Below are 19,142 nucleotides of genomic sequence, written 5' to 3' on the forward strand. Positions count from 1 at the left end.
CACCCGCCGGGGCGAGACGAGAGAACCGCACGACGCTGATGTTGAAGCTGATCCTGTACCGTCTCGCCCTGGCGATCCCGCAGCTGCTGCTGCTGTCGCTGCTCGTGTTCCTGCTGATGTACATGATTCCGGGCAGCCCCGCCGCCGCCATCCTCGGTGTCGCAGCGAACCCCGAGAGCATCGCCCGGCTGGAGCAGCAACTGGGGCTCGACCGCTCGTTCTTCGAGCGGCTCGGCGAGTACTACGCGGGGCTCGTGCGGGGCGACTTCGGCACGTCGTTCGTGTCGGGCCGCCCCGTGATCGACCTGTTCCTCGAGCGGCTGCCGGCAACGCTGTCCCTCATCTTCGGCGGACTCGTCGTCGCGATCGTGCTGGGACTGTCGCTGGGTCTCATCGGCGGCACCAAGCCCGGTTCGTTCCGCGACCGGGCGGCCACCACGTTCAGCTCCATCTCGATGGCCCTGCCGGAGTTCTGGGTGGGCATCATCCTGCTGCTGATCTTCGCGGTGCAGCTGAAGCTGCTCCCCGTGGTCTCCTACGTCCCGCTGTCGGTCGACCCGGCGGCATGGGCGCTCGGCCTCATCCTCCCGTCGATCGCCCTCGGCATCGGCGGCGCTGCCCTCATCGCCCGCCAGACCCGCACGGCCATGGCCGTGACCATGTCGTCGCGGTTCGTCGACTCGCTCACCGCCGTCGGCGTGCCCCGAGGCCGGGTGGTGATGCGGTACGGCTTCAAGAACGCGCTCGTCCCCGTGCTCGCCTCCACCGGGCTCACCCTGAGCATCATGCTCGGCGCGAGCTTCTCGGTGGAGAAGGTGTTCGCCTACCCCGGTATCGGTGCGCTGATGTTGCGCAGCGTCACGGGCAAGGACTTCGCCGTCGTGCAGGGCGGAGTGCTCCTCATCGCCGTCATGGTGATCCTCGTCAACCTCATCCTCGATGTCAGCTATGGCCTCCTGAACCCGAAGTCGCGACCCTCATGAGCCAGACCCAGACCACCCGCATCCGCTTGGCCGAAGGCCGGCGGCATCACTCCAACACCGGCCGCATCCTGCGGCGGATGCTGCGACAGCCGGCGACCATCGCTGCGGCGGCGTTCATCGTGCTGCTGTTCGTGACGGCGATCTTCGCGCCGATGATCGCGCCGTATCCGCCCACCGAGGTGCACTTCGACAACGTGCTCGAGCCGCCCTCGGCGCAGTTCCTGCTCGGCACCGACGACCTCGGCCGCGATCAGCTCAGCAGGCTCATCTACGGCGCGCAGGTCGTGCTGATCGTCGCGCTCGGCGCCGTCGTGATCGCGGCCTTGATCGGGGTGCCGATCGGGCTGCTGCTCGGATTCAACGGTGGGTGGTGGGACCGCGTGGGCATGCGGTTCGTCGACATGGCCCAGGCTCTTCCGGGCATGCTCATCGGCCTGACGGTCGTCGCCATCCTCGGTCGCAACATCATCATCCTCATGTTCGCGATCGGGCTGATCGGAGCGAGCATGTTCGCCCGGATGACCCGGGCCGTGGTGCTGGTGGAGCGCAGCAAGCTCTACGTCGAAGCGGGCGAAGTCGCCGGCCTCAGTCGGCTGCAGCTCGTCTTCGGGCAGATCCTGCCCAACCTCGTCGGTCCGATCGTGACCCAGGCATCCGTGTTCCTCGGCTCGGCGATCATGATCGAGTCCGCCATGAGCTTCCTCGGCGTGGGACTCGACTCGGAGGTGCCCACGTGGGGGGCGATGCTGAGCCTCGCCCTGGACAACCAGGCATCCGCGCCCTACCTGACCTGGCCCCCCGGAATCGCGATCGTGCTGACGGTGCTCTCGTTCAGCGTCTTCGGCGACGGCCTCAACGACGCTCTCACCGGGGAGCGTCGGCGGCTGCCGCGGCTCGGCCTGCGTGCGCCCGGCAGCGACGCGGAGGCATCCCTGCCCGTTCCGCCGAACGCCGCGCGCGTGGCCCGGGCGCAGACGACGGATGCCGGCTCGGATGTCGCGCCTGCACCGGATGCCGCCGAGAACGTCCCCGCGGCGCTGACCACACGCGACGTCACGGTGGCGCTCGCGCGCCCGGACGGCTCCAGCGTCGACATCGTGAAGCACGTGTCGCTGGACGTCGCCAAGGGCGAGATCGTCGGCCTGCTCGGCGAGTCCGGCTCGGGCAAGTCGACCTTCGCGCGCAGCGTGCTGGGCATGCTGCCGCCGGGTACCTGGCTGTCGTCGGGTTCGATCCGGCTGCAGGGCGAGGAGATCGCCCACCGTCGCGAACGCGACCTGCGTCACATCCGCGGCACCCGCATGGGCGCCGTCTTCCAGGACCCGATGAGCGCGCTCTCGCCCGTGCACACGGTCGGCATGCAGTTGACCGAGCCGCTGCGCATCCACAAGGGGATGAACCGCAAGCAGGCGCGCAGTCGCGCCGCGGAACTGCTCGAGCGGGTGGGGGTGCGTGACGCCGCCTCGCGGCTCGACGACTACCCGCACCAGTTCTCCGGCGGCATGGCCCAACGCGTCGCGATCGCCATGGCCCTCGCCGCCGACCCCGCGCTGCTCATCGCCGACGAGGCCACCAGCGCCCTCGACGTCACCACCCAGGCGCAGGTGCTCGACCTGATCCTCGATCTCCGGCAGGAGTACGGCATGGGCGTCCTCATGATCACCCACAGCCTCGGCGTCGTCGCCGAGACGTGCGACCGGGTTGCGGTCATGTACAACGGCCGCATCGTCGAGGACGCGCCCGTGGCGCAGCTGTTCGCGCACCCGCAGCACCCGTACACGCGGGCACTCCTGGGCGCGAACCCCCTCGGGGCGGCGCGCGGTGGCCGGCTGCCGACGATCGACGCCGACCTGCGCGCCCAGATCGACGCGGCCATGGACGATGTGCAGGCGGGGGTGGTGCGCCGGTGAGCATCGATCGGGAACAGACCCCGCTGCTGGAACTGCGCGGCGTGTCGGCGGACTACGCGGCCTCCGGCCGCCTGCTGCGCCGGCGGCCGGCGGCTCCCGCGATCAGCGGCATCGACTTCGAGATCCACCCCGGCGAGACGCTCGCTTTCGTGGGCGAATCCGGCTCGGGCAAGAGCACCACCGGCCGCGTGGTGCTGCGGCTCCTCCCCGTGATGGCCGGCAGCGTGCACTTCGCCGGGCGGGATCTCGCGGAGTGGGGCGCCAAGACCCCGCTCGAATACCGCCGCCAGGTGCAGGCCGTCTTCCAGGACCCGAGCGCTTCCCTGAACCCGCGGCATCTCGTCGCGAGCGCACTGGAGATTCCGCTGCGCCGCCACGGGGTCACCGATCGCCGCGACATCCGCATGCGCATCGACCGTGCCTTCGAGATGGTCGGGCTCGACCGGGACCACATCGGCCGCTTCCCGAACGAGCTGTCCGGTGGCCAGCAGCAGCGCGTGGCGATCGCCCGGGCGCTCGTGCTCGAGCCGCGCCTGGTCGTCTGCGACGAGGCCGTCAGCGCGCTGGACATGTCCACGCAGGGTCAGATCATCAACCTGCTCAAGGAACTGCAGGAGGAGACCGGCGTCGCGTACCTCTTCATCGCGCACGACCTCGGGCTGGTGCGGCACATCGCCGACCGCGTGGGGGTCATGAGCCAGGGACGGCTGGTCGAACTCGCCGAAACCGACGCTCTGTTCGCGAACCCGCGGGACCCGTACACCCGGCGGCTCCTCGACGCGACGCCCGCCTCGAGCCCGGACGGCCGCGACGACCGGCGTGCGCAGCGCATCGCCGACCGCGCGGGGGTGGCAGGATGAGCGCAGTACTCAGCGCGCAACGGAGGGAGCCGAGTGGACCGATTCGTCGTCATGCGCACCTTCGCCACGGTGGCCCATTCCACGACCTTCAGCGGTGCCGCGACCGATCTCGGCATCTCGCCGTCGCTGGTGTCGCGGCACGTCGCCGACCTCGAGAAGCAGGTCGGGGTGCGGCTGATCAACCGCACGCCCCGCTCGGTCACGCTGACGCCCGCCGGTCTGGAGTACGCGGCCTTCGCCGAGCGCATCCTGCAGGAGATCGAGGATGCCGATGCGCAGCTGACGCAGTCGCAGGGCACCGCGGAGGGGCAGCTGTCTATCATCAGCCCCAAATGGATCGGCCTGATGGATCTGGGCACGGCGATCGGAGCGTTCGTGGAGACGCACCCGCGCATCCGCATGAGATTCGAACTCGGCGGGATCTCCGACCGTCCCTACGACTTCCTCGACCGCGGCTTCGACGTGGCCTTCCACGCGCGCGACCCGCGGGATTCCCGGGTGCGGGTGCGTCGCATCACGGAGCTGCCCTTCGTGCTGGCCGCATCACCGGACTACCTGCGGCGCCGCGGCACCCCGGAGGACATCGCCGACCTGAACTCCCACGAGCTGGTCGCGCACTCCAACGACACGGCCTGGCGGCTGGGGCGTGGCGAGGACCTCAGCCATTTCAAGGTGCACGACGCGGTCGTGACGACCAACGCGTACCTCGTGATCGAGCAGCTCATCGAGTCGGGGCGCGGCATCGGCCTCATCCCGCGGCTGTCGGCCCAGCGCGCCCTCACCGAGGGGTCGCTGGCCGAGGTGCTCCCGCACCTGCCGCCGCAGTCGCGATCGCTCTACGCGGTGCACGGACCGGGCGGGAAGACGCCGGAGCGGGTCAAGGTGTTCCTCGACTTCATGACCGATTGGTTCCGCCGGCGCCAGGCCGGCTGACGCATCGGAGCACCGTCCAGCGGGAGGTGCGCCGATGATCCCCCGCGACGTCGACTACTCCTTCGACGGCATCCGCATGAGCGGCCTGCTGTTCGACGGGCGCCCTGGCGCTGCCACCGTGGTGCTGCTCCACGACGCGTTCGGGCTCGGCGGGTTCTCGCTGGATGCCGCAGGCCGGTACGCGGCCGAGGGCTTCACCGTCTTCGCCGCCGACGTCTGGGGCGATCGGAGCCTGCCCCGCGACGAGAGCGAGGTCGGTGCGCTCATAGGGTCGATGGTCGCCGACCGTGCCGCTTGGCTCGGCCGGGTGGGCGCCGCCGTCGACGCCGCCCGCGCGCAGGATGCCGTCGACCCGGAGCGTCTTGCGCTCGTCGGCTACTGTTTCGGCGGCTCCAGCGCCCTGGAGTACGTCCGTGCCGGCGGTCGGGCGCGCGCCGTGGCCGCCATCCACCCGGGGCTGGACCTGCTCGATCCCGACTCCTCGTGGGTGCCGTCGCCGGGTGTCGAGGTGCTCGTGTGCACGGGCGCGGACGACCCGATGGCGACCCCGACGCAGCGCGAGCGACTGCAGTCGGCCCTCAGCGCGGCATCCGCCGACTGGCTCGTCGAGCTGTACAGCGGCACGACACATGCATTCACCAACCCGCGGCTGGCGCGCTCGCCGCATCCGGAACTGTTCGCCTATCACCCGCGCAGTGCTCGTCGCGCGTGGGAGTCGACCCTGCGGTTCCTGCACGACACCTTCCCGACCCCCGCGGACGCCGAAGACGGCGTGACCGCTGACGCGAAAGAGGAAAGATGACTGACATCGCCATCATCGGCGCCGGGCCCGGTGGGCTCGTGACGGCACTTCGACTGCACCAGCAGGGGATCCGCCCGACGATCTACGAATCGGTGCCCGAACTCAAGCCCCTCGGCGTCGGCGTGGACATCAAGGTCTACGGCACCCGCGAGATCGAAGAGCTCGGGCTCCTCGAGGAGTTCCGAGCGATGTCGGTCGACGCGAAGGACTCCATCTTCTTCAACCATCACGGCCAGGAGATCTACGCGGAGAAGTGCGGTGTGCACATGGGCTACCTGCACGAGCAGCGGTTCGTGCACCGTGGCTACCTGCAGATGATGTTCTACCGGGCTGTGCTCCAGCGCATCGGCGCCGACCGCGTCGTGCTGGGGGCGAAGGTCACCCGTTACGAGCAGGATGCCGACGGCGTGACACTGCACCTCGAGCACCGCGACGGTGCCACCGAGACCGTGCGGCACGACGCGGTGATCGCGGCCGACGGCATCAAGTCCGCAGTGCGCCGGCAGATGCATCCCGAGCTGTCGGAGCCGGAGTACTCCGGCATCACGATGTACCGCGGCACGACCCTGCGCGAGCCGTTTCGGGATGGGCACACCATCCTTCACATCGGCAACCCCCACATCTCGTCGATGATCGTCTACCCCATCGCGAACGACTTCGAGGGCACAGGCAAAGACCTCGTGAACTGGGTCGTCGAGTACGAACGGCCCGAGACCGTGGAGGACTGGAACGCGATCGGCACGGTGGACGACATCGTCCCGCTGTACGACAGTGTCGACATCCCCTTCCTCGACGTGCAGGAGCTGATGCGCGAAGCGCGTGAGGTGTACCTCTTCCCGCTCATCCGGCATGACCCGCTGGACACCTGGGTCGACGGGCGTGTCGTGCTGCTCGGCGACGCGGCCCACGCCATGTACCCGCGCGGCGGGAACGGCGTCTGCCAGGCGTTCCTCGACGCCCGTGTCGTGGCCGAGAAGCTGGGTGAGTTCGCCGACCCGCACGAGGCGTTCCTCGCGTACGACGACGCGCGCCGGGGGCCGGTGAACAGGATCGTGCAATCGATGCGCGGCGAGGGCTACGAGGTGATCCGCAGAATCGTCGCCGATCGCACCGACGGAGCTCCGTTCACAGACATCGAGGATGTGCTGCCGCTGGCGGAGGCCGACGAGATCTTCAGCGGCTACCACGCGCTCGTCGGTCAGCCGCGGCCAGGTTTCGATGCCGGCGAGGCAACGGGCTTCCGCACCTGGAACGACAAGATCTCTTCGGTTTCGTGACGGCATGACGATGCAGGAATACGACATGAACAACATCAACGAACCGGACGAGGCGACGCGTGAGGCCATCCTCGCGGTCGAGGAGCGGCGGCAGCGGGCGCTGCTGGAGGTCGACCTCGAGACGCTCGACGCGCTGTACGACGAGTCGCTCGTGCACATCCACGCCCCCGGGGTCGCCCACACGAAGGCGCAGCTGCTCGAACACGTGGCGACGCGGCAGGCCTACCTCGACATGGCGCGCGGGGAGCTCACGATCCGAATGGTGGGCGACGTCGCGATCATGACCGGGCGCCTCACCAACCGTCTCGGCTCCGAAGACGGCACCGAACGGGTCGTCGAAGGAATGGTGACGCAGGTGCTGCGACGTTGCGACGACGGACAGTGGAGGTTCGTCAGCTTCCAGATGACGCCCGACGGCACGCAGGCGTGGGGTGCGCTCCCCTCGGAGAACGGGGAGGACTCCGAATGAGGCTCGCCCGCTACCGCCGGGGCGCGGGGGCCGTGCGGCTCGGTCGGATCGACGGAGACCGGCTCATCGACGTCTCCGACGTCCCCGGCGTCGGCTCGTCGTTGCGGGCGATCCTGCCCCGCCTCGACGAGCTCCGCCCCGCGATCGTCGCGGCGACGGGGCCCGCCTTCGCGCTCGAGGATGTGACGCTGGAAGCGCCCATCGACGACCCGCAGAAGTTCCTCGGCATCGGCATGAACTACCGCGAGCACGCCGAAGAGGCGCGCGCCGCCGGCATCCCGATCCCGACCAGCCAACTCTGGTTCAACAAGCAGGTCTCGTGTATCAACCGTCCTCACGGGGACATCGTGAGGCCGGCGGTGAGCGAGCAGCTGGACTACGAGATCGAACTGGGCGTCGTGATCGGCGCCGAGTGCCGCCACGTGAGCGTGGAAGACGCCCGATCGGTCATCGCCGGCTACGTGGTGGTCAATGACGTGTCGGTGCGTGACTGGCTGCACAAGCTCTCGCCCACCTTCACCCTGGGCAAGTCGTTCGACACGCACGGGCCTTTCGGTCCGTGGCTCACGACCGACGACGACATCGCCGACCCGCTCGATCTGCGTATGACGCTCACCGTGAACGGCCACGTGCGCCAGGACTTCGACACGAGCGACATGATCTATGACATCTACGAGCAGATCGCCTACCTCACGCAGGTGATGACGCTGTACCCGGGCGATGTGCTGGCCACCGGCACCCCGTCGGGCATCGGCGCCCCCACGCAGACCTGGCTGCGCCCGGGCGACGTCGTGCGGGCGGAGATCGCCGGTCTCGGGGCGATCGAGAACCGCGTCGTCGACGAGGGGTGACGTGAGCGGGCGCGTGAGTATCGAGATCGCCGGGTTCGCCCACGCCAACCCGGTGCCGGCCGCCTGCCGCATCGGCCCGTTCCTGTTCACGGGCGTGCTCGCCGGGCGCGACCCGGTGACGACACAGATGCCCGCCTCGCTCGAAGCCCAGTGCGCCAACGTGTTCGCACACATGCGCGAGGTGGTCGCGGCGGTCGGCGGGTCGACAGACGACATCGCCAAGATCACCTTTTGGGTCGCGGACTACCGCGATCGCGACGCCCTGAACCGCGAGTGGCTGCGGATGTTCCCGGATGCCGCATCCCGCCCGGCCCGGCAGGTGATGGCCGCGACGCTCGACGGCGGCGCCCTCATCCACGCCGATCTGATCGCGGTGCTGGACTAGCGCGAGCGGCGAGCGGCGAGCGGCGCGTTGCGTGAAGGCGTCCGCGGCGGTGGGCGCGCCGCTTCTTCGGAGAAAGCCACTTCTTCGGATCCCTGGCCGGGTTCGTCTCCGAAGCACGGCAGATCTCCGAAGTCGTGGCGGGATGCCGACAGGCTGGACCGCGACGACGATCGCCCTGCGGCAGTACGCACCGCGCATCCTTTCGTGTACTCGACGGCGGTGCGCGCTCGCATCCACCCGCAGGTCGGCCATCACCCGAAGGGTATATGGGCCACCGCGCACGAGGCCGCCACGCCGACCTGGGCCTCTCCCGTGAGCCACTGCGCCGTCGCGGCGTAGCGATTGAGGCTAGCGAGCTCGAGAGCGTCTGATGCCGCTACTGACGAGGGATGACATCGTCAGTAGCGGCAAGCCAGGAACCATCCAGATCGGTGGCGGTGCAGCGAGGCGCTGTGCGCTCAGGAGCAGGAGTCTCCACCTCCCCATGAGCCGCCCGCGCTGACCTAGCTCCGGCTGCCCAGTGCGCTCGCGCACGGAGCGCAAACGACACACGCGCCGCCTCCCGCCGCTGGCGGATGAGCTGAGTGTCCTCTGCGTGCCGAGCTCACTCGCAGGGCATGGTGCCGCCCATGCCGTTGTCGGTCAGGCACGGTGCGTCATTGGGGCCGCCGACGCCGACGCCGAAGCTGCCGCCGTTCGGGAATGAGGGCGCGGGGTGGCCCCCTCCGTCGGAGCCAGACCCGCCGGAGGGACGCCACGTCTGACGTTGGGCGGCAGCCTGACGTGCGGCTTCCGCCTCAGCGGCGACACGTGCGGCCTCCGCCTCAGCGGCGACGCGGGCGGCCTCCTCGGCAGCGATGCGAGCCGCTTCGATCTCGGCTGCGATACGGGCAGTCTCCTCCGCCTGGAACAGCTCGAAGTCGACGTTCAAGGCCGCCACGCTCTCGTCGAGGGACGCGACCGCGTTGGTCGCGACCAACGCGGCGTCAGTGATGACCTTCGCCTCATCCCGGTCGACACAGTCCTTCGGCACCGAAGCGTCCTCGACGGTGGTGCGCGCGTCGATGACGCTGCTGGTGAGCTCTGCTCCCGCGGGCCGGTCGCCGTATGCGCCGCTCGTCCACCCGTCGGTGTCTGGCAGTGCGGTCGTCTCCACCGCGGTCAGGCTCGCGTCAGCGTTCGCCAACGCCTCCTCCGTCTGCGTGGTGGCGGTTGTAGCCAGATCCAGCGCCGCAGCGCACTGGCGGGCGGTCTCCTCCGCCTCGGCGTTGGTGACGACCACAGCGGTGACCACGCCGCCGGCGACGAGCGCCGCAGCCGCTGTTGCCACGATGATGGCGACGGCACGTCGGTTGGGGCGCCTCTTCGAGCGAAGTTCGTTCATGTCAGTGGTCCTCCGGGTCATCTATCGACCACCCGTCACGCCGGGTTAGCGGAGACCTCCGTGCGCGCGCCTGATCGGCGAACGTCGCGGGCGGAAGCCGTGGCCCTGCTGGTGGCCGGTAGCTCGCTAAGCCCGCGAAATCATCGGTCCGGACTAGCTCTGGATAGTCCGAACTGGCTCTGGAAGTGACAGTGGAGGGGCTGACGGGAATCGAACCCGCGCTATCTGCTTGGGAAGCAGAAGTTCTGCCATTGAACTACAGCCCCGAGCATCGCCGAAGCGACGCGCGCCCCAGCTTAGCAAAGGCCGTCATGGCCGCGCGCCGCTAGGCTGACACCGTGCTGCTCAGCGACCGTGACATCCGACTCGAGATCGACGGCGGCCGTATCGGCCTCGACCCGTGGCAGCCCGACATGGTGCAGCCGTCGAGCGTCGATGTGCGCCTCGACCGCTACTTCCGGCTGTTCGACAACCACAAGTACCCGTTCATCGACCCGGCGGTCGATCAGCCGGATCTGACGCGCCTGATCGAGGTCGATCCCGATGAGCCGTTCATCCTTCATCCGGGGGAGTTCGCCCTCGGCGCGACCTTCGAGCAGGTGACGCTGCCCGACGACGTCGCCGCACGCCTGGAGGGCAAGTCGTCGCTCGGCCGCCTCGGCCTGCTCACGCACTCGACGGCCGGCTTCATCGACCCCGGCTTCACGGGGCACGTGACGCTCGAGCTCTCCAACGTCGCGACGCTTCCGATCAAGCTGTGGCCGGGCATGAAGATCGGCCAGCTCTGCTTCTTCCGGCTCTCGTCGGCCGCCGAGAACCCGTACGGCTCCGGCCCGTATGGCAACCGGTACCAGGGTCAGCGGGGGCCGACGGCATCCCGTTCGTCGCACAACTTCCACCGCACCGACGTCGGCTCGACCGACGTGGGATCGCGCGGCGCCTGACGGCTGAGCGGCCTCCCCTGCCATAGCGGGGATGCCGCGCGCAACCGCAGGCGCCTGGCCGCCCGCCGGGCTAGCTTGGTCGCCGTGAGCAACCCGAACCTGCCCGCAGAGCACGCCGCCGCCGCGCCCGCCGCTGCAGAGCCCGCCGCTGCCGCGCCCGCCCCCGCCGATTCCCCGGTCGACGCCCGTCGCTTCCGCCCGAGCCCCTGGGTCATCGGGCCCGCGGCGGTCGTGACGCTGGTGTTCAGCGCCTTCGCGATCATCTTCCCCACCCAGGCCGAGACGTTCTTCGGCACGATCCAGGGCGCCATCGTCGACGGCTTCAGCTGGTACTACGTCGCGATCACCGCCTTCTTCGTCGCCTTCTGCCTCTTCCTCGGCTTCAGCAGGTTCGGCGACATCCGCCTCGGCCGTGACGACGACCGGCCGGAGTTCTCCACCCCCGCCTGGTTCTCGCTGCTGTTCGCCGCCGGCATGGGCATCGGCCTCGTCTTCTACGGCGTCAGCGAGCCGCTCAGCCACTTCGTGACCCCGAAGCCCGGCGTCGAGGGCACGACGGCCCAGCTCACGCAGTCCGCGCTGACCCAGACCTACCTGCACTGGGGTGTGCAGGCGTGGGCCATCTACGTCGTCGTCGGGCTCGCCTTGGCCTACGCCATCCACCGGCGTCGCCGCCCGCTGTCGATCCGCTGGGCGCTCGAACCGATCATGGGCCGTCGCGTGCGCGGCGGCTGGGGCAACGCGATCGATGCCATCGCCCTCGTCGGCACCCTGTTCGGCGTTGCCACCAGCCTCGGCCTCGGCGTGCTGCAGATCAGCTCCGGGCTGTCAGCCGCCGGCTTCATCGAAGAGCCCGGCATCATCGACCAGATCGTCATCATCGTCGTGATCACCGCGGCGGTGCTCTTCTCGGTGCTCTCGGGCGTGACCAAGGGCATGAAGTGGCTGTCGACCACGAACCTGCTGCTGGCCGCCGCGCTGCTGCTGTTCGTGCTGTTCGCGGGTGACACGCTGTACCTGCTGCGCGAGTGGGTGCAGTCCGTCGGCGCCTACCTGCAGAACTTCATCGGACTGAGCTTCAGCGTGAGCGCGTTCCAGGGCACGGCCGGGCAGGAGTGGCAGGCCGCGTGGACGGCGTTCTACTGGGGCTGGTGGATCTCGTGGGCGCCGTTCGTCGGCATCTTCATCGCCCGTGTGAGCCGCGGCCGCACGGTGCGCCAGTTCGTCATGGGCGTGCTCATCGTGCCGACGCTGCTCGGCATCCTCTGGTTCGCGGTGCTCGGCGGCTCCGCGCTGCAGATCGAGGCCGAGAACCCGGGCGCCATGACGACCGCCGACGGCACGGTGGACATCGAGGGCGCGTTGTTCCAGCTCTTCGAATACCTGCCCGGCACGCTCGTGCTCACGATCGGCGCGCTCATCCTGATCGCGATCTTCTTCGTGACCTCCGCCGACTCCGGCGCCCTCGTGATGGGGATGCTGGCCACCGGTGGCAACCCGGAGCCGAGCAAGCCGGTGCGGGCGCTGTTCACCCTCATCACCGCGGTGCTCGCGGTGGCGCTGCTCATCGCCGGCGGTCTCGTCGCGCTGCAGACGGCGGCGATCATCATCGCCCTGCCGTTCAGCGTGGTCATGCTGCTCATCTGCTGGGCACTGGTGGTGGCGTTCCGCCGCGAGCGCGCCGCGTACGAGCGGGCGCAGCGTGAGCAGTTCGTCGAGCGCATCGGCGAGCACTACGGGCTCGAGGTCGAACTGCCCAACGAGGAGGGTGTGCCGCCGCCGCGGTGGACCCGCCGCTTCACCCGCCGCGGCGACCGCTGAGGCCGCCGCGGCGGGGTGCGGGGCAGGGTCAGGCGGCGTCGGATGCCGGTGACGCTGCGCCGCGCTGAGCGGCGGTGAACCCGGCTTCGAAACCGCGCTCGTAGGCCGCTTCGGAGCCATCGCGGCGCTCGGCGAATCCTCGGGGTTCGTGCCCGGGGTGGTGGTGCCGGCCGTGCGATGCGTGCGGGCCGCATCCGTGGCCGGGGTGGCCGTGGTGTCGGTGGCCGCGCTCGCCCTGGTGCTCCGCCGGACCGCCGTGGTCGTGGTCGTGGCCGTGGTCGTGGTCGTGCCCGCCGTGACCACGGTGCCCCAGCCCGCGCATCCAGAACTCGCGTCCCGGTGCGAAGCCGCGGCCGCGTCCGACCCCGAACCCGCGTCCGCGCGGCATGCGCATGTCCTCGGTCCAGCCGTACTCGCGGGCGATCGCCTCGAGCGAGGCGACGGTCGTGGCGTATTCCTCGGGGGTGACCGCCCCCGCCGTGCGGGAGCGGATCTCGGCCACCCGCTCGCCCAGGCGTGCGGCTGCCTCGCGTCCGTCGTCGGTGAGCGTCCACTCGCCGTCGGATTCGATGGCCCAGCCGCGCTCGGCGAGCACACGCATGCGCTTGCCGCCGCGGGCGATCTTCTCGCTCACCGCCGGCGGCACCGGGGCGGTGCCGGACAGCGCACTGAGCAGCATCCAGTCGCGTCGCGTGAGTCCCTCGTCGGCGAAGACGTGGTCGAACTCGCGCGCGATCAGGGCGTCGACCGTGCGCAGCCAGACGCCGAGCGTTCGGTCGGCGGGGGAGACGGTCTCGTTGTCGGTGTGGTTCTCCATGGGGGAGTCCTCTCGGTGGTGCGGCATCCAGATCGCCGCTTCTATGTCATTGTGCATGTATATGTACTGTGACATACAAACCGAACGCATGTCAACAAGCATGTAAATTCGGGGTATGCCCGAATCGGATGCCGCGAACCCCGCCGACGTCATCGCCGCCGCCCTCAGCCGGCTGCGCGGTCGCCGCGGCCCCCGCCCGCCCTGGAGCGAGGGCGGATCCGACGAACCGGGGTGGCGGCACGGCGGCGGCCCGCACGGTGGGGGCCCGCACGGGTTCCACGGTCACGGGCCGGGCCCCGGCGGTCACCGCGGCATGTTCCCCGGCGCGCGCTTCGCGGGTGGCCCGGCGCGGCTGCGGCTGCTCGAGGCGCTCACACTCGCGGCGGAACCCCTCAGCGTGAGTGAGCTCGCCGAGCGCATCGGCGTGGATCAGCCCCGCGCCTCGCGGCTCGTGCAGCAGTGCGCCGACGCGGGACTCGTGCGCCGCGAAGCCGACCCCGACGACGCCCGTCGCACCCGCATCGTGCTGACCGACGATGGACGCGCGGTCGCCAGCGGGTTCCGTGGCGAGCGGCTCGAAACCGTCCGCAGCGCGCTCGCCGGGTTCTCGGATGCCGAGGCGGCCGAGCTGGCACGGCTGCTCACCCGGTTCGCCGAGGCCTGGCCGCAGCGCTGACCTCGTGCCGCCGCATCACCGGCCGAGTGCTCAGCCGACGCGGGCGGGCGCCTTCACCGGCAGCAGCAGCAGGAACCCTGCCAGCAGCACCAGCACGATGCCGAGGATCCCGAACGACGTCGCGCCGCCGAGGCTGATCAGCAGTGCCCACAGCAGTGACGTCATCCAGCTGGCCGCGCGTCCCGTCGTGGCGTAGAGGCCGAAGATCTCGCCTTCCCGGCCGGCGGGGGTGAGGCGAGCGAGGAACGACCGCGACGCCGACTGCGCCGGGCCGACGAAGGCGCACAGCAGCAGACCGCCGACCCAGAACACCACGGTGCCGGCATCCACCAGGAAGAAGACGGCGGATGCCGCGACGATCATCGCCGCGAGCGAGGACAGGATGATCGTCTTGGGCCCGAGGCGGTCGTCCCAGCGCCCGACCACGAGCGTCGAGACGCCGGCGACGAGGTTGGCGGCGATGCCGAAGATCACCAGCTCCATGAACTCGAAGCCGTACACCTGCCCGGCGATGATGGCGCCGAAGGTGAACACGCCGCCGAGCCCGTCGCGGAAGACGGCGCTGGACAGCAGGAACCAGAAGGTCGGACGCGATTGGGGGGAGCGGTACAGCGCCATCACGTCGGCCACGAGCAGGCGGTATCCGCGCAGCAGTCCGACGCGACGCTCGGGGCGCCCGGGCGAGGGCTCCGGCACCCAGAGGAAGATCGGGATGGCGAACAGTACGGTCCACAGTGCGCAGCCGATCGCGATGATGCGGAAGGGGAGCCCATTGTCGGGGTCCAGGCCGAACCAGTCCGACATGAAGAAGACGACCACGAGGATGAGCGCGACGATGCCGCCGAGATATCCGAATCCCCAGCCGAGCGCGGAGACGCGTCCGATGGTGCGCGGGGTGGCGATGCCGATGAGCATCGCGTTGTAGTTGACGCCGGCGATCTCGCTGAACACGGTGCCGGCGGAGATGAGGGCCACGCCGAGCCAGAACAGCGCAGGGGCGGGCTCGACGAACCACAGCAGGGCCATGCTCATGACGAGCCCGCCGGTGCCGATGCCGAGCCACAGCTTCTGGCGACCCGCGGCATCCGCCTGCTGACCGAGCACCGGCGCGAGCGCCAGGATCAGCAGGCCCGCGATGGTCGTCCCCCACCCGAGTCCGGCGGCGAGGCCGGCTTCGGCCTGCATCTTGATCGGATCTTTGTCGCCGAGCATCGCGATCTCCGCAGGCAGGAACGCGTCGGTCGTGAGGTAGAGCGCGGTGAAGATGAAGGTGAGGATCACGGTGTTGAACGGCTGCGCCGCCCAGTCCCACAGCGCCCACGACAGCACCGTGCGCGGACGCGCGGGGCGACCCTCGCGCAGTTGGAGCCCCATGACGGGAATGGCGCCGCTGTCGGCCATGGCGGGAAGATCGGGTGTCGCGCCGGACGTCATATTCACGTGCGCACCATATCGCGACTGCGCGCGCGCCCCAGGGTGGGCGCGCACGCAGCCGCTCAGGGCGACGAGAGCGAGAGAATCCGCTGCATCGGCGCGCCCTCCCCAGGGCCGCCGTCGTCGTCCTGCTCGGTGACGCCGCCCCCAGCGGCGCCACCCTTCTCGGGGGCGGCGCCCTCCCCGGCGTCCACCTCCGAAACCTCGTGGGTCGATTGCTCCCGCTGCCCCCGTCGCCGGTCGCGCAGGGTGCCGATGACCATCGCCGCCGCATACGTGAACAGCCCGCCGACGGCGATCGCCACGACGACGATCGTGCGGTTGGGGCCGTTGAGGGCGGTGTTGACCCAGCCCAGCAGCGGCAGGCTGTACCAGAGCGTCCCGCGCACCTGGATCTCCTGCACCGGCGCGGCATCGGGCGCGATGTTGTTGTCGCCCTGCGTGATGAAGGTCACCTCGCCCCCGGCGTACGTCTTCGAGATCACGCGGTGGGTGACCACGGCCGACTCTCCGGAGCGGATCTGGTAGGTCATCACGTCGCCCACGGCGATGTCGTCGACGGGGGTCGGCTTGATGACGACGAGCGTGCCCGGCGGCAGCCCCGGCTCCATCGACGGCGTCAGCACGGTCATGGCGCTGCCGCCGACGACGGCGGGAAGCGCCACCACGGCCACGGCCACGGCGAGGGTGAGCGCGAGCAGTGCCGCGCTCACGGCCGCCCCGAGGTAGCGCACCAGGCCGCGGCCGTTCGCCGAAGCGCGGGTGCGCTTCGTGCGGTGGGGGCGCGTGCGGGGCATGTGGGCTTCCTCGATCGGCGGTGGCTGCGGTCGGGCTCGGGTCGAAGGTGTCCGACTCGGTGAGCGCCTTCAGCCTCCGTCGCATGCCGCAAGGCGAACGCCGAATCGGTGCGAGGTAACCGCAAGGAATCCTCAAGGGATGCGCGGGGTCGGCGTGAGCCTGCAAACTTGACAAGAGTCGTATCAACTTGTTTGACAACCACGGAGCTGTGTGATTTCCTTTTGGTATCGATGTTGAGCCGTGCAGGCTCAACCCCACAGATTTCCACGTCACCCCAGAAGGAGAATCACATGGCACGTGCAGTCGGAATCGACCTCGGCACGACCAACTCGGTCGTCAGCGTCCTCGAGGGCGGCGAGCCGAAGGTCATCGCGAACGCGGAGGGCTTCCGCACGACCCCGTCGGTCGTCGCCTTCACCAAAGACGGTGAGGTGCTCGTCGGTGAGACCGCCAAGCGCCAGGCCGTCACCAACGTCGACCGCACCATCACGTCGGTCAAGCGCCACATGGGCACCGACTGGAAGACCCAGGCGATCGACGGCAAGGCCTACACGCCGCAGGAGATCTCCGCCCGCATCCTCCAGAAGCTCAAGCGCGACGCCGAGCAGTACCTGGGCGACGCGGTGACGGATGCCGTCATCACGGTTCCCGCGTACTTCAACGACGCCGAGCGTCAGGCCACGAAGGAGGCCGGCGAGATCGCGGGCCTGAACGTGCTGCGCATCATCAACGAGCCCACCGCTGCCGCCCTGGCCTATGGCCTGGACCGCGGCAAGGAGGACGAGCTCATCCTCGTCTTCGACCTCGGCGGCGGCACGTTCGACGTCTCGCTGCTCGAAGTGGGCAAGGACGACGACTTCTCCACGATCCAGGTGCGCTCCACCGCCGGTGACAACCGCCTCGGTGGCGACGACTGGGACCAGCGTCTGGTCGACTACCTGATCAAGCAGTTCAAGGACACCACCGGTGTCGACGTCTCGGGCGACAAGATCGCGCTGCAGCGTCTGAAGGAAGCCGCCGAGCAGGCCAAGAAGGAGCTCTCCAGCTCCAGCTCCACGAGCATCAACCTGCCCTACCTGTCGCTGACCGACTCGGGCCCCGTGTCGCTGTCGGAGACCATCACCCGCGCGAAGTTCGAAGACCTCACCAAGGACCTGCTCGACCGCACCAAGAAGCCGTTCGAGGATGTCATCCGCGAAGCCGGCATCAAGGTCAGCGACATCGACCACGTCGTGCTCGTCGGTGGCTCGACCCGCATGCCCGCCGTCTCCGAGCTCGTCAAGGCGGAGACCGGCAAGGAAGCGAACAAGGGCGTCAACCCGGATGAGGTCGTCGCCGTGGGCGCCGCCCTGCAGGCCGGTGTCCTCAAGGGTGAGCGCAAGGATGTGCTGCTGATCGACGTCACCCCCCTGAGCCTCGGCATCGAGACCAAGGGTGGCATCATGACCAAGCTCATCGAGCGCAACACGGCCATCCCCACCAAGCGCAGCGAGACCTTCACGACCGCCGACGACAACCAGCCGTCGGTCGCGATCCAGGTCTTCCAGGGCGAGCGCGAATTCACCCGCGACAACAAGCCGCTGGGCACCTTCGAGCTCACCGGCATCGCCCCGGCCCCCCGCGGCATCCCGCAGGTGGAGGTCACCTTCGACATCGACGCGAACGGCATCGTGCACGTGTCCGCCAAGGACAAGGGCACCGGCAAGGAGCAGTCGATGACGATCACGGGCGGCTCGTCGCTTCCCAAGGAAGACATCGACCGCATGGTGCGCGAGGCCGAGGAGCACGCGGCCGAGGACAAGAAGCGCCGCGAGTCTGCCGAGACCCGCAACCAGGCCGAGACCCTCGCGTACTCGATCGAGAAGCTCATCAAGGACAACGACGACAAGCTCCCCGCCGAGGTCAAGTCCGAGGTGCAGGCCGACGTCGACGCCGTCAAGACGGCGCTGGCCGGCGAGGACGACGACGCCGTGAAGACGGCGTTCGACAAGCTGAACCAGTCGCAGGGCAAGCTCGGCGAGGCGATCTACGCCGCCGGCCAGGCGCAGGGCCAGAACCCTGACCCCGCCGCGACCGACCCGGGCAACGGCGAAGTGCCGAACCCCGAGGAGGACGTGATCGACGCCGAGGTCGTCGACGACGAGGACGAGAAGAAGTAGAGAATCGAAACATGACCGACAAGGACTTCGAAGAACCGATCGACGAGGTCCCCGGTGACTCGGGGTCGGAGGCGCAGGCCTCCGGCCCCGACTCGCAGGGAGACGCCGCGGCATCCGCCGCGGGTGCCGACGGTGAGCCCGAACTGACCATCGAGGACATCCTCGCCGCTGCGCAGTCCGACGATGCGGCGGCCGCTGACGGGGCCGGCGTGGCGGAGGCGGACTCCGACCTTCTCGTGGACCTCAAGCGACTGCAGGCCGAGTACGCCAACTACCGTCGGCGCACCGAGGAGCAGCGCGAGGTGGAGATGGAACGCGCACGCGGGTCGATCGCCAAGGCGCTGCTGCCCGTGCTCGACGACTTCGACCGTGCCGAGAAACACGGCGACCTCGTCGAGGGGGCGCCGCTGGCGGCGATGGCCGAGAAGCTGCGCGGCATCGTGAGCCGTCTGGGCGTCGAGCGCTACGGCGAGGCCGGCGAGCCGTTCGACCCGCAGCAGCACGAGGCGATCTTCCAGGCCCCGACCCCCGGCACCACGGCGCCGACGATCCTCGAGGTCGTCGAGATCGGCTACCGGCTGGGCTCGGTCGAGCTGCGGCCGGCGAAGGTCGTCGTCGCGGTTCCGGTCGAGTAGGACG

The 19,142-nt window shown here is 69.6% G+C and carries 18 protein-coding genes and 1 tRNA gene; 14 read left to right on the forward strand and 5 right to left on the reverse strand.

Features of this window, described 5'->3' with window-relative positions:
* Positions 1-38: 38 nt before the first annotated feature.
* Genes ACFVR6_RS01125 through ACFVR6_RS01165 form a run of 9 tightly spaced genes read left to right on the forward strand, consistent with a single transcriptional unit; the run spans position 39 to position 8,470 of the window.
* The gene (locus tag ACFVR6_RS01125) at positions 39-983 is read left to right on the forward strand and encodes an ABC transporter permease (protein WP_386958002.1); all 945 of its coding nucleotides are present in this window, start codon (positions 39-41) and stop codon (positions 981-983) included.
* Positions 980-2,893 carry a dipeptide/oligopeptide/nickel ABC transporter permease/ATP-binding protein gene (locus ACFVR6_RS01130; protein ID WP_386958004.1) on the forward strand — a complete coding sequence of 638 codons (1,914 nt, stop codon included), beginning with the start codon at positions 980-982 and terminating at the stop codon, positions 2,891-2,893. Before ACFVR6_RS01125 ends, ACFVR6_RS01130 begins: the two co-directional genes overlap by 4 nt.
* The gene (locus ACFVR6_RS01135; RefSeq protein WP_386958006.1) at positions 2,890-3,753 is read left to right on the forward strand and encodes an ATP-binding cassette domain-containing protein; all 864 of its coding nucleotides are present in this window, start codon (positions 2,890-2,892) and stop codon (positions 3,751-3,753) included. Before ACFVR6_RS01130 ends, ACFVR6_RS01135 begins: the two co-directional genes overlap by 4 nt.
* A 33-nt stretch (positions 3,754-3,786) precedes the next feature.
* Positions 3,787-4,686: a LysR family transcriptional regulator gene (locus tag ACFVR6_RS01140; protein WP_386958008.1), complete on the forward strand. Its 900-nt coding sequence runs from the start codon at positions 3,787-3,789 to the stop codon at positions 4,684-4,686.
* A 34-nt stretch (positions 4,687-4,720) separates the two neighbouring features.
* On the forward strand, positions 4,721-5,488 hold the full coding sequence (locus ACFVR6_RS01145; RefSeq protein ID WP_386958010.1) for a dienelactone hydrolase family protein: 768 nt from the start codon (positions 4,721-4,723) through the stop codon (positions 5,486-5,488).
* Positions 5,485-6,765 (forward strand): FAD-dependent monooxygenase, encoded by a 1,281-nt coding sequence (locus ACFVR6_RS01150; RefSeq protein ID WP_386958011.1) that lies wholly within the window; start codon positions 5,485-5,487, stop codon positions 6,763-6,765. The genes ACFVR6_RS01145 and ACFVR6_RS01150 overlap by 4 nt, the downstream gene beginning before the upstream one ends.
* Before the next feature lie 4 nt (positions 6,766-6,769).
* Positions 6,770-7,234, forward strand: a complete 465-nt coding sequence (locus ACFVR6_RS01155; RefSeq protein WP_386958012.1) for a nuclear transport factor 2 family protein — start codon at positions 6,770-6,772, stop codon at positions 7,232-7,234.
* Entirely contained in the window at positions 7,231-8,085 is an 855-nt protein-coding gene (locus tag ACFVR6_RS01160; protein ID WP_386958014.1) for a fumarylacetoacetate hydrolase family protein, read from the forward strand. The genes ACFVR6_RS01155 and ACFVR6_RS01160 overlap by 4 nt, the downstream gene beginning before the upstream one ends.
* Before the next feature lie 13 nt (positions 8,086-8,098).
* Positions 8,099-8,470 (forward strand): RidA family protein, encoded by a 372-nt coding sequence (locus ACFVR6_RS01165; RefSeq protein WP_386958015.1) that lies wholly within the window; start codon positions 8,099-8,101, stop codon positions 8,468-8,470.
* 604 nt (positions 8,471-9,074) lie between these two features.
* Here ACFVR6_RS01165 and ACFVR6_RS01170 read toward each other — a convergent pair.
* Both ACFVR6_RS01170 and ACFVR6_RS01175 read right to left on the reverse strand, forming a co-directional pair.
* On the reverse strand, positions 9,075-9,854 hold the full coding sequence (locus ACFVR6_RS01170; RefSeq protein WP_386958017.1) for a hypothetical protein: 780 nt from the start codon (positions 9,852-9,854) through the stop codon (positions 9,075-9,077).
* Between the two features lie 192 nt (positions 9,855-10,046).
* Positions 10,047-10,120: transfer RNA gene (locus tag ACFVR6_RS01175), tRNA-Gly, on the reverse strand.
* Positions 10,121-10,192: 72 nt separating this feature from the next.
* On the opposite strand from ACFVR6_RS01175, the gene dcd reads away from it, so the two are divergent.
* Together dcd and ACFVR6_RS01185 are read left to right on the forward strand one after the other, a co-directional pair.
* Positions 10,193-10,798: a dCTP deaminase gene (gene dcd / locus ACFVR6_RS01180; protein ID WP_386958019.1), complete on the forward strand. Its 606-nt coding sequence runs from the start codon at positions 10,193-10,195 to the stop codon at positions 10,796-10,798.
* An 84-nt stretch (positions 10,799-10,882) separates the two neighbouring features.
* On the forward strand, positions 10,883-12,619 hold the full coding sequence (locus ACFVR6_RS01185; RefSeq protein WP_386958021.1) for a BCCT family transporter: 1,737 nt from the start codon (positions 10,883-10,885) through the stop codon (positions 12,617-12,619).
* Between the two features lie 28 nt (positions 12,620-12,647).
* Here ACFVR6_RS01185 and ACFVR6_RS01190 read toward each other — a convergent pair whose 3' ends face one another.
* The gene (locus tag ACFVR6_RS01190) at positions 12,648-13,436 is read right to left on the reverse strand and encodes a MarR family winged helix-turn-helix transcriptional regulator (protein ID WP_386958023.1); all 789 of its coding nucleotides are present in this window, start codon (positions 13,434-13,436) and stop codon (positions 12,648-12,650) included.
* A 115-nt stretch (positions 13,437-13,551) separates the two neighbouring features.
* Here ACFVR6_RS01190 and ACFVR6_RS01195 point away from each other — a divergent pair, with 115 nt between their 5' ends.
* The gene (locus ACFVR6_RS01195; RefSeq protein WP_386958025.1) at positions 13,552-14,112 is read left to right on the forward strand and encodes a MarR family winged helix-turn-helix transcriptional regulator; all 561 of its coding nucleotides are present in this window, start codon (positions 13,552-13,554) and stop codon (positions 14,110-14,112) included.
* A 30-nt stretch (positions 14,113-14,142) separates the two neighbouring features.
* Here ACFVR6_RS01195 and ACFVR6_RS01200 read toward each other — a convergent pair whose 3' ends face one another.
* Complete coding sequence (locus ACFVR6_RS01200) at positions 14,143-15,546, reverse strand: MFS transporter (RefSeq protein WP_386958809.1); 1,404 nt, start codon at positions 15,544-15,546, stop codon at positions 14,143-14,145.
* A 62-nt stretch (positions 15,547-15,608) separates the two neighbouring features.
* Positions 15,609-16,343, reverse strand: coding sequence for a signal peptidase I (locus ACFVR6_RS01205; protein ID WP_386958027.1), 735 nt, complete (start codon positions 16,341-16,343; stop codon positions 15,609-15,611).
* Between the two features lie 291 nt (positions 16,344-16,634).
* On the opposite strand from ACFVR6_RS01205, the gene dnaK reads away from it, so the two are divergent.
* Both dnaK and ACFVR6_RS01215 read left to right on the forward strand, forming a co-directional pair.
* A complete protein-coding gene (gene dnaK / locus ACFVR6_RS01210) occupies positions 16,635-18,503 on the forward strand; it encodes a molecular chaperone DnaK (protein WP_386958029.1) in 1,869 nt (622 codons plus the stop codon).
* Between the two features lie 11 nt (positions 18,504-18,514).
* Positions 18,515-19,138, forward strand: coding sequence for a nucleotide exchange factor GrpE (locus ACFVR6_RS01215; RefSeq protein ID WP_386958031.1), 624 nt, complete (start codon positions 18,515-18,517; stop codon positions 19,136-19,138).
* Positions 19,139-19,142 lie beyond the last annotated feature (4 nt).

The organism is Microbacterium sp. NPDC058021 (assembly GCF_042885955.1).
Classification (GTDB): Bacteria; Actinomycetota; Actinomycetes; order Actinomycetales; family Microbacteriaceae; genus Microbacterium.

Bases quoted from the DNA above. Each gene is read 5' to 3' on its own strand.
- ACFVR6_RS01125 (WP_386958002.1), top strand. From the start codon at position 39: ATGTTGAAGCTGATCCTGTACCGTCTCGCCCTGGCGATCCCGCAGCTG.
- ACFVR6_RS01130 (WP_386958004.1), top strand. From the start codon at position 980: ATGAGCCAGACCCAGACCACCCGCATCCGCTTGGCCGAAGGCCGGCGG.
- ACFVR6_RS01145 (WP_386958010.1), top strand. From the start codon at position 4,721: ATGATCCCCCGCGACGTCGACTACTCCTTCGACGGCATCCGCATGAGC.
- ACFVR6_RS01150 (WP_386958011.1), top strand. From the start codon at position 5,485: ATGACTGACATCGCCATCATCGGCGCCGGGCCCGGTGGGCTCGTGACG.
- ACFVR6_RS01155 (WP_386958012.1), top strand. From the start codon at position 6,770: ATGACGATGCAGGAATACGACATGAACAACATCAACGAACCGGACGAG.
- ACFVR6_RS01160 (WP_386958014.1), top strand. From the start codon at position 7,231: ATGAGGCTCGCCCGCTACCGCCGGGGCGCGGGGGCCGTGCGGCTCGGT.
- ACFVR6_RS01170 (WP_386958017.1), bottom strand. From the start codon at position 9,854: ATGAACGAACTTCGCTCGAAGAGGCGCCCCAACCGACGTGCCGTCGCC.
- ACFVR6_RS01190 (WP_386958023.1), bottom strand. From the start codon at position 13,436: ATGGAGAACCACACCGACAACGAGACCGTCTCCCCCGCCGACCGAACG.
- ACFVR6_RS01195 (WP_386958025.1), top strand. From the start codon at position 13,552: ATGCCCGAATCGGATGCCGCGAACCCCGCCGACGTCATCGCCGCCGCC.
- ACFVR6_RS01200 (WP_386958809.1), bottom strand. From the start codon at position 15,546: ATGACGTCCGGCGCGACACCCGATCTTCCCGCCATGGCCGACAGCGGC.
- ACFVR6_RS01205 (WP_386958027.1), bottom strand. From the start codon at position 16,343: ATGCCCCGCACGCGCCCCCACCGCACGAAGCGCACCCGCGCTTCGGCG.
- dnaK (WP_386958029.1), top strand. From the start codon at position 16,635: ATGGCACGTGCAGTCGGAATCGACCTCGGCACGACCAACTCGGTCGTC.
- ACFVR6_RS01215 (WP_386958031.1), top strand. From the start codon at position 18,515: ATGACCGACAAGGACTTCGAAGAACCGATCGACGAGGTCCCCGGTGAC.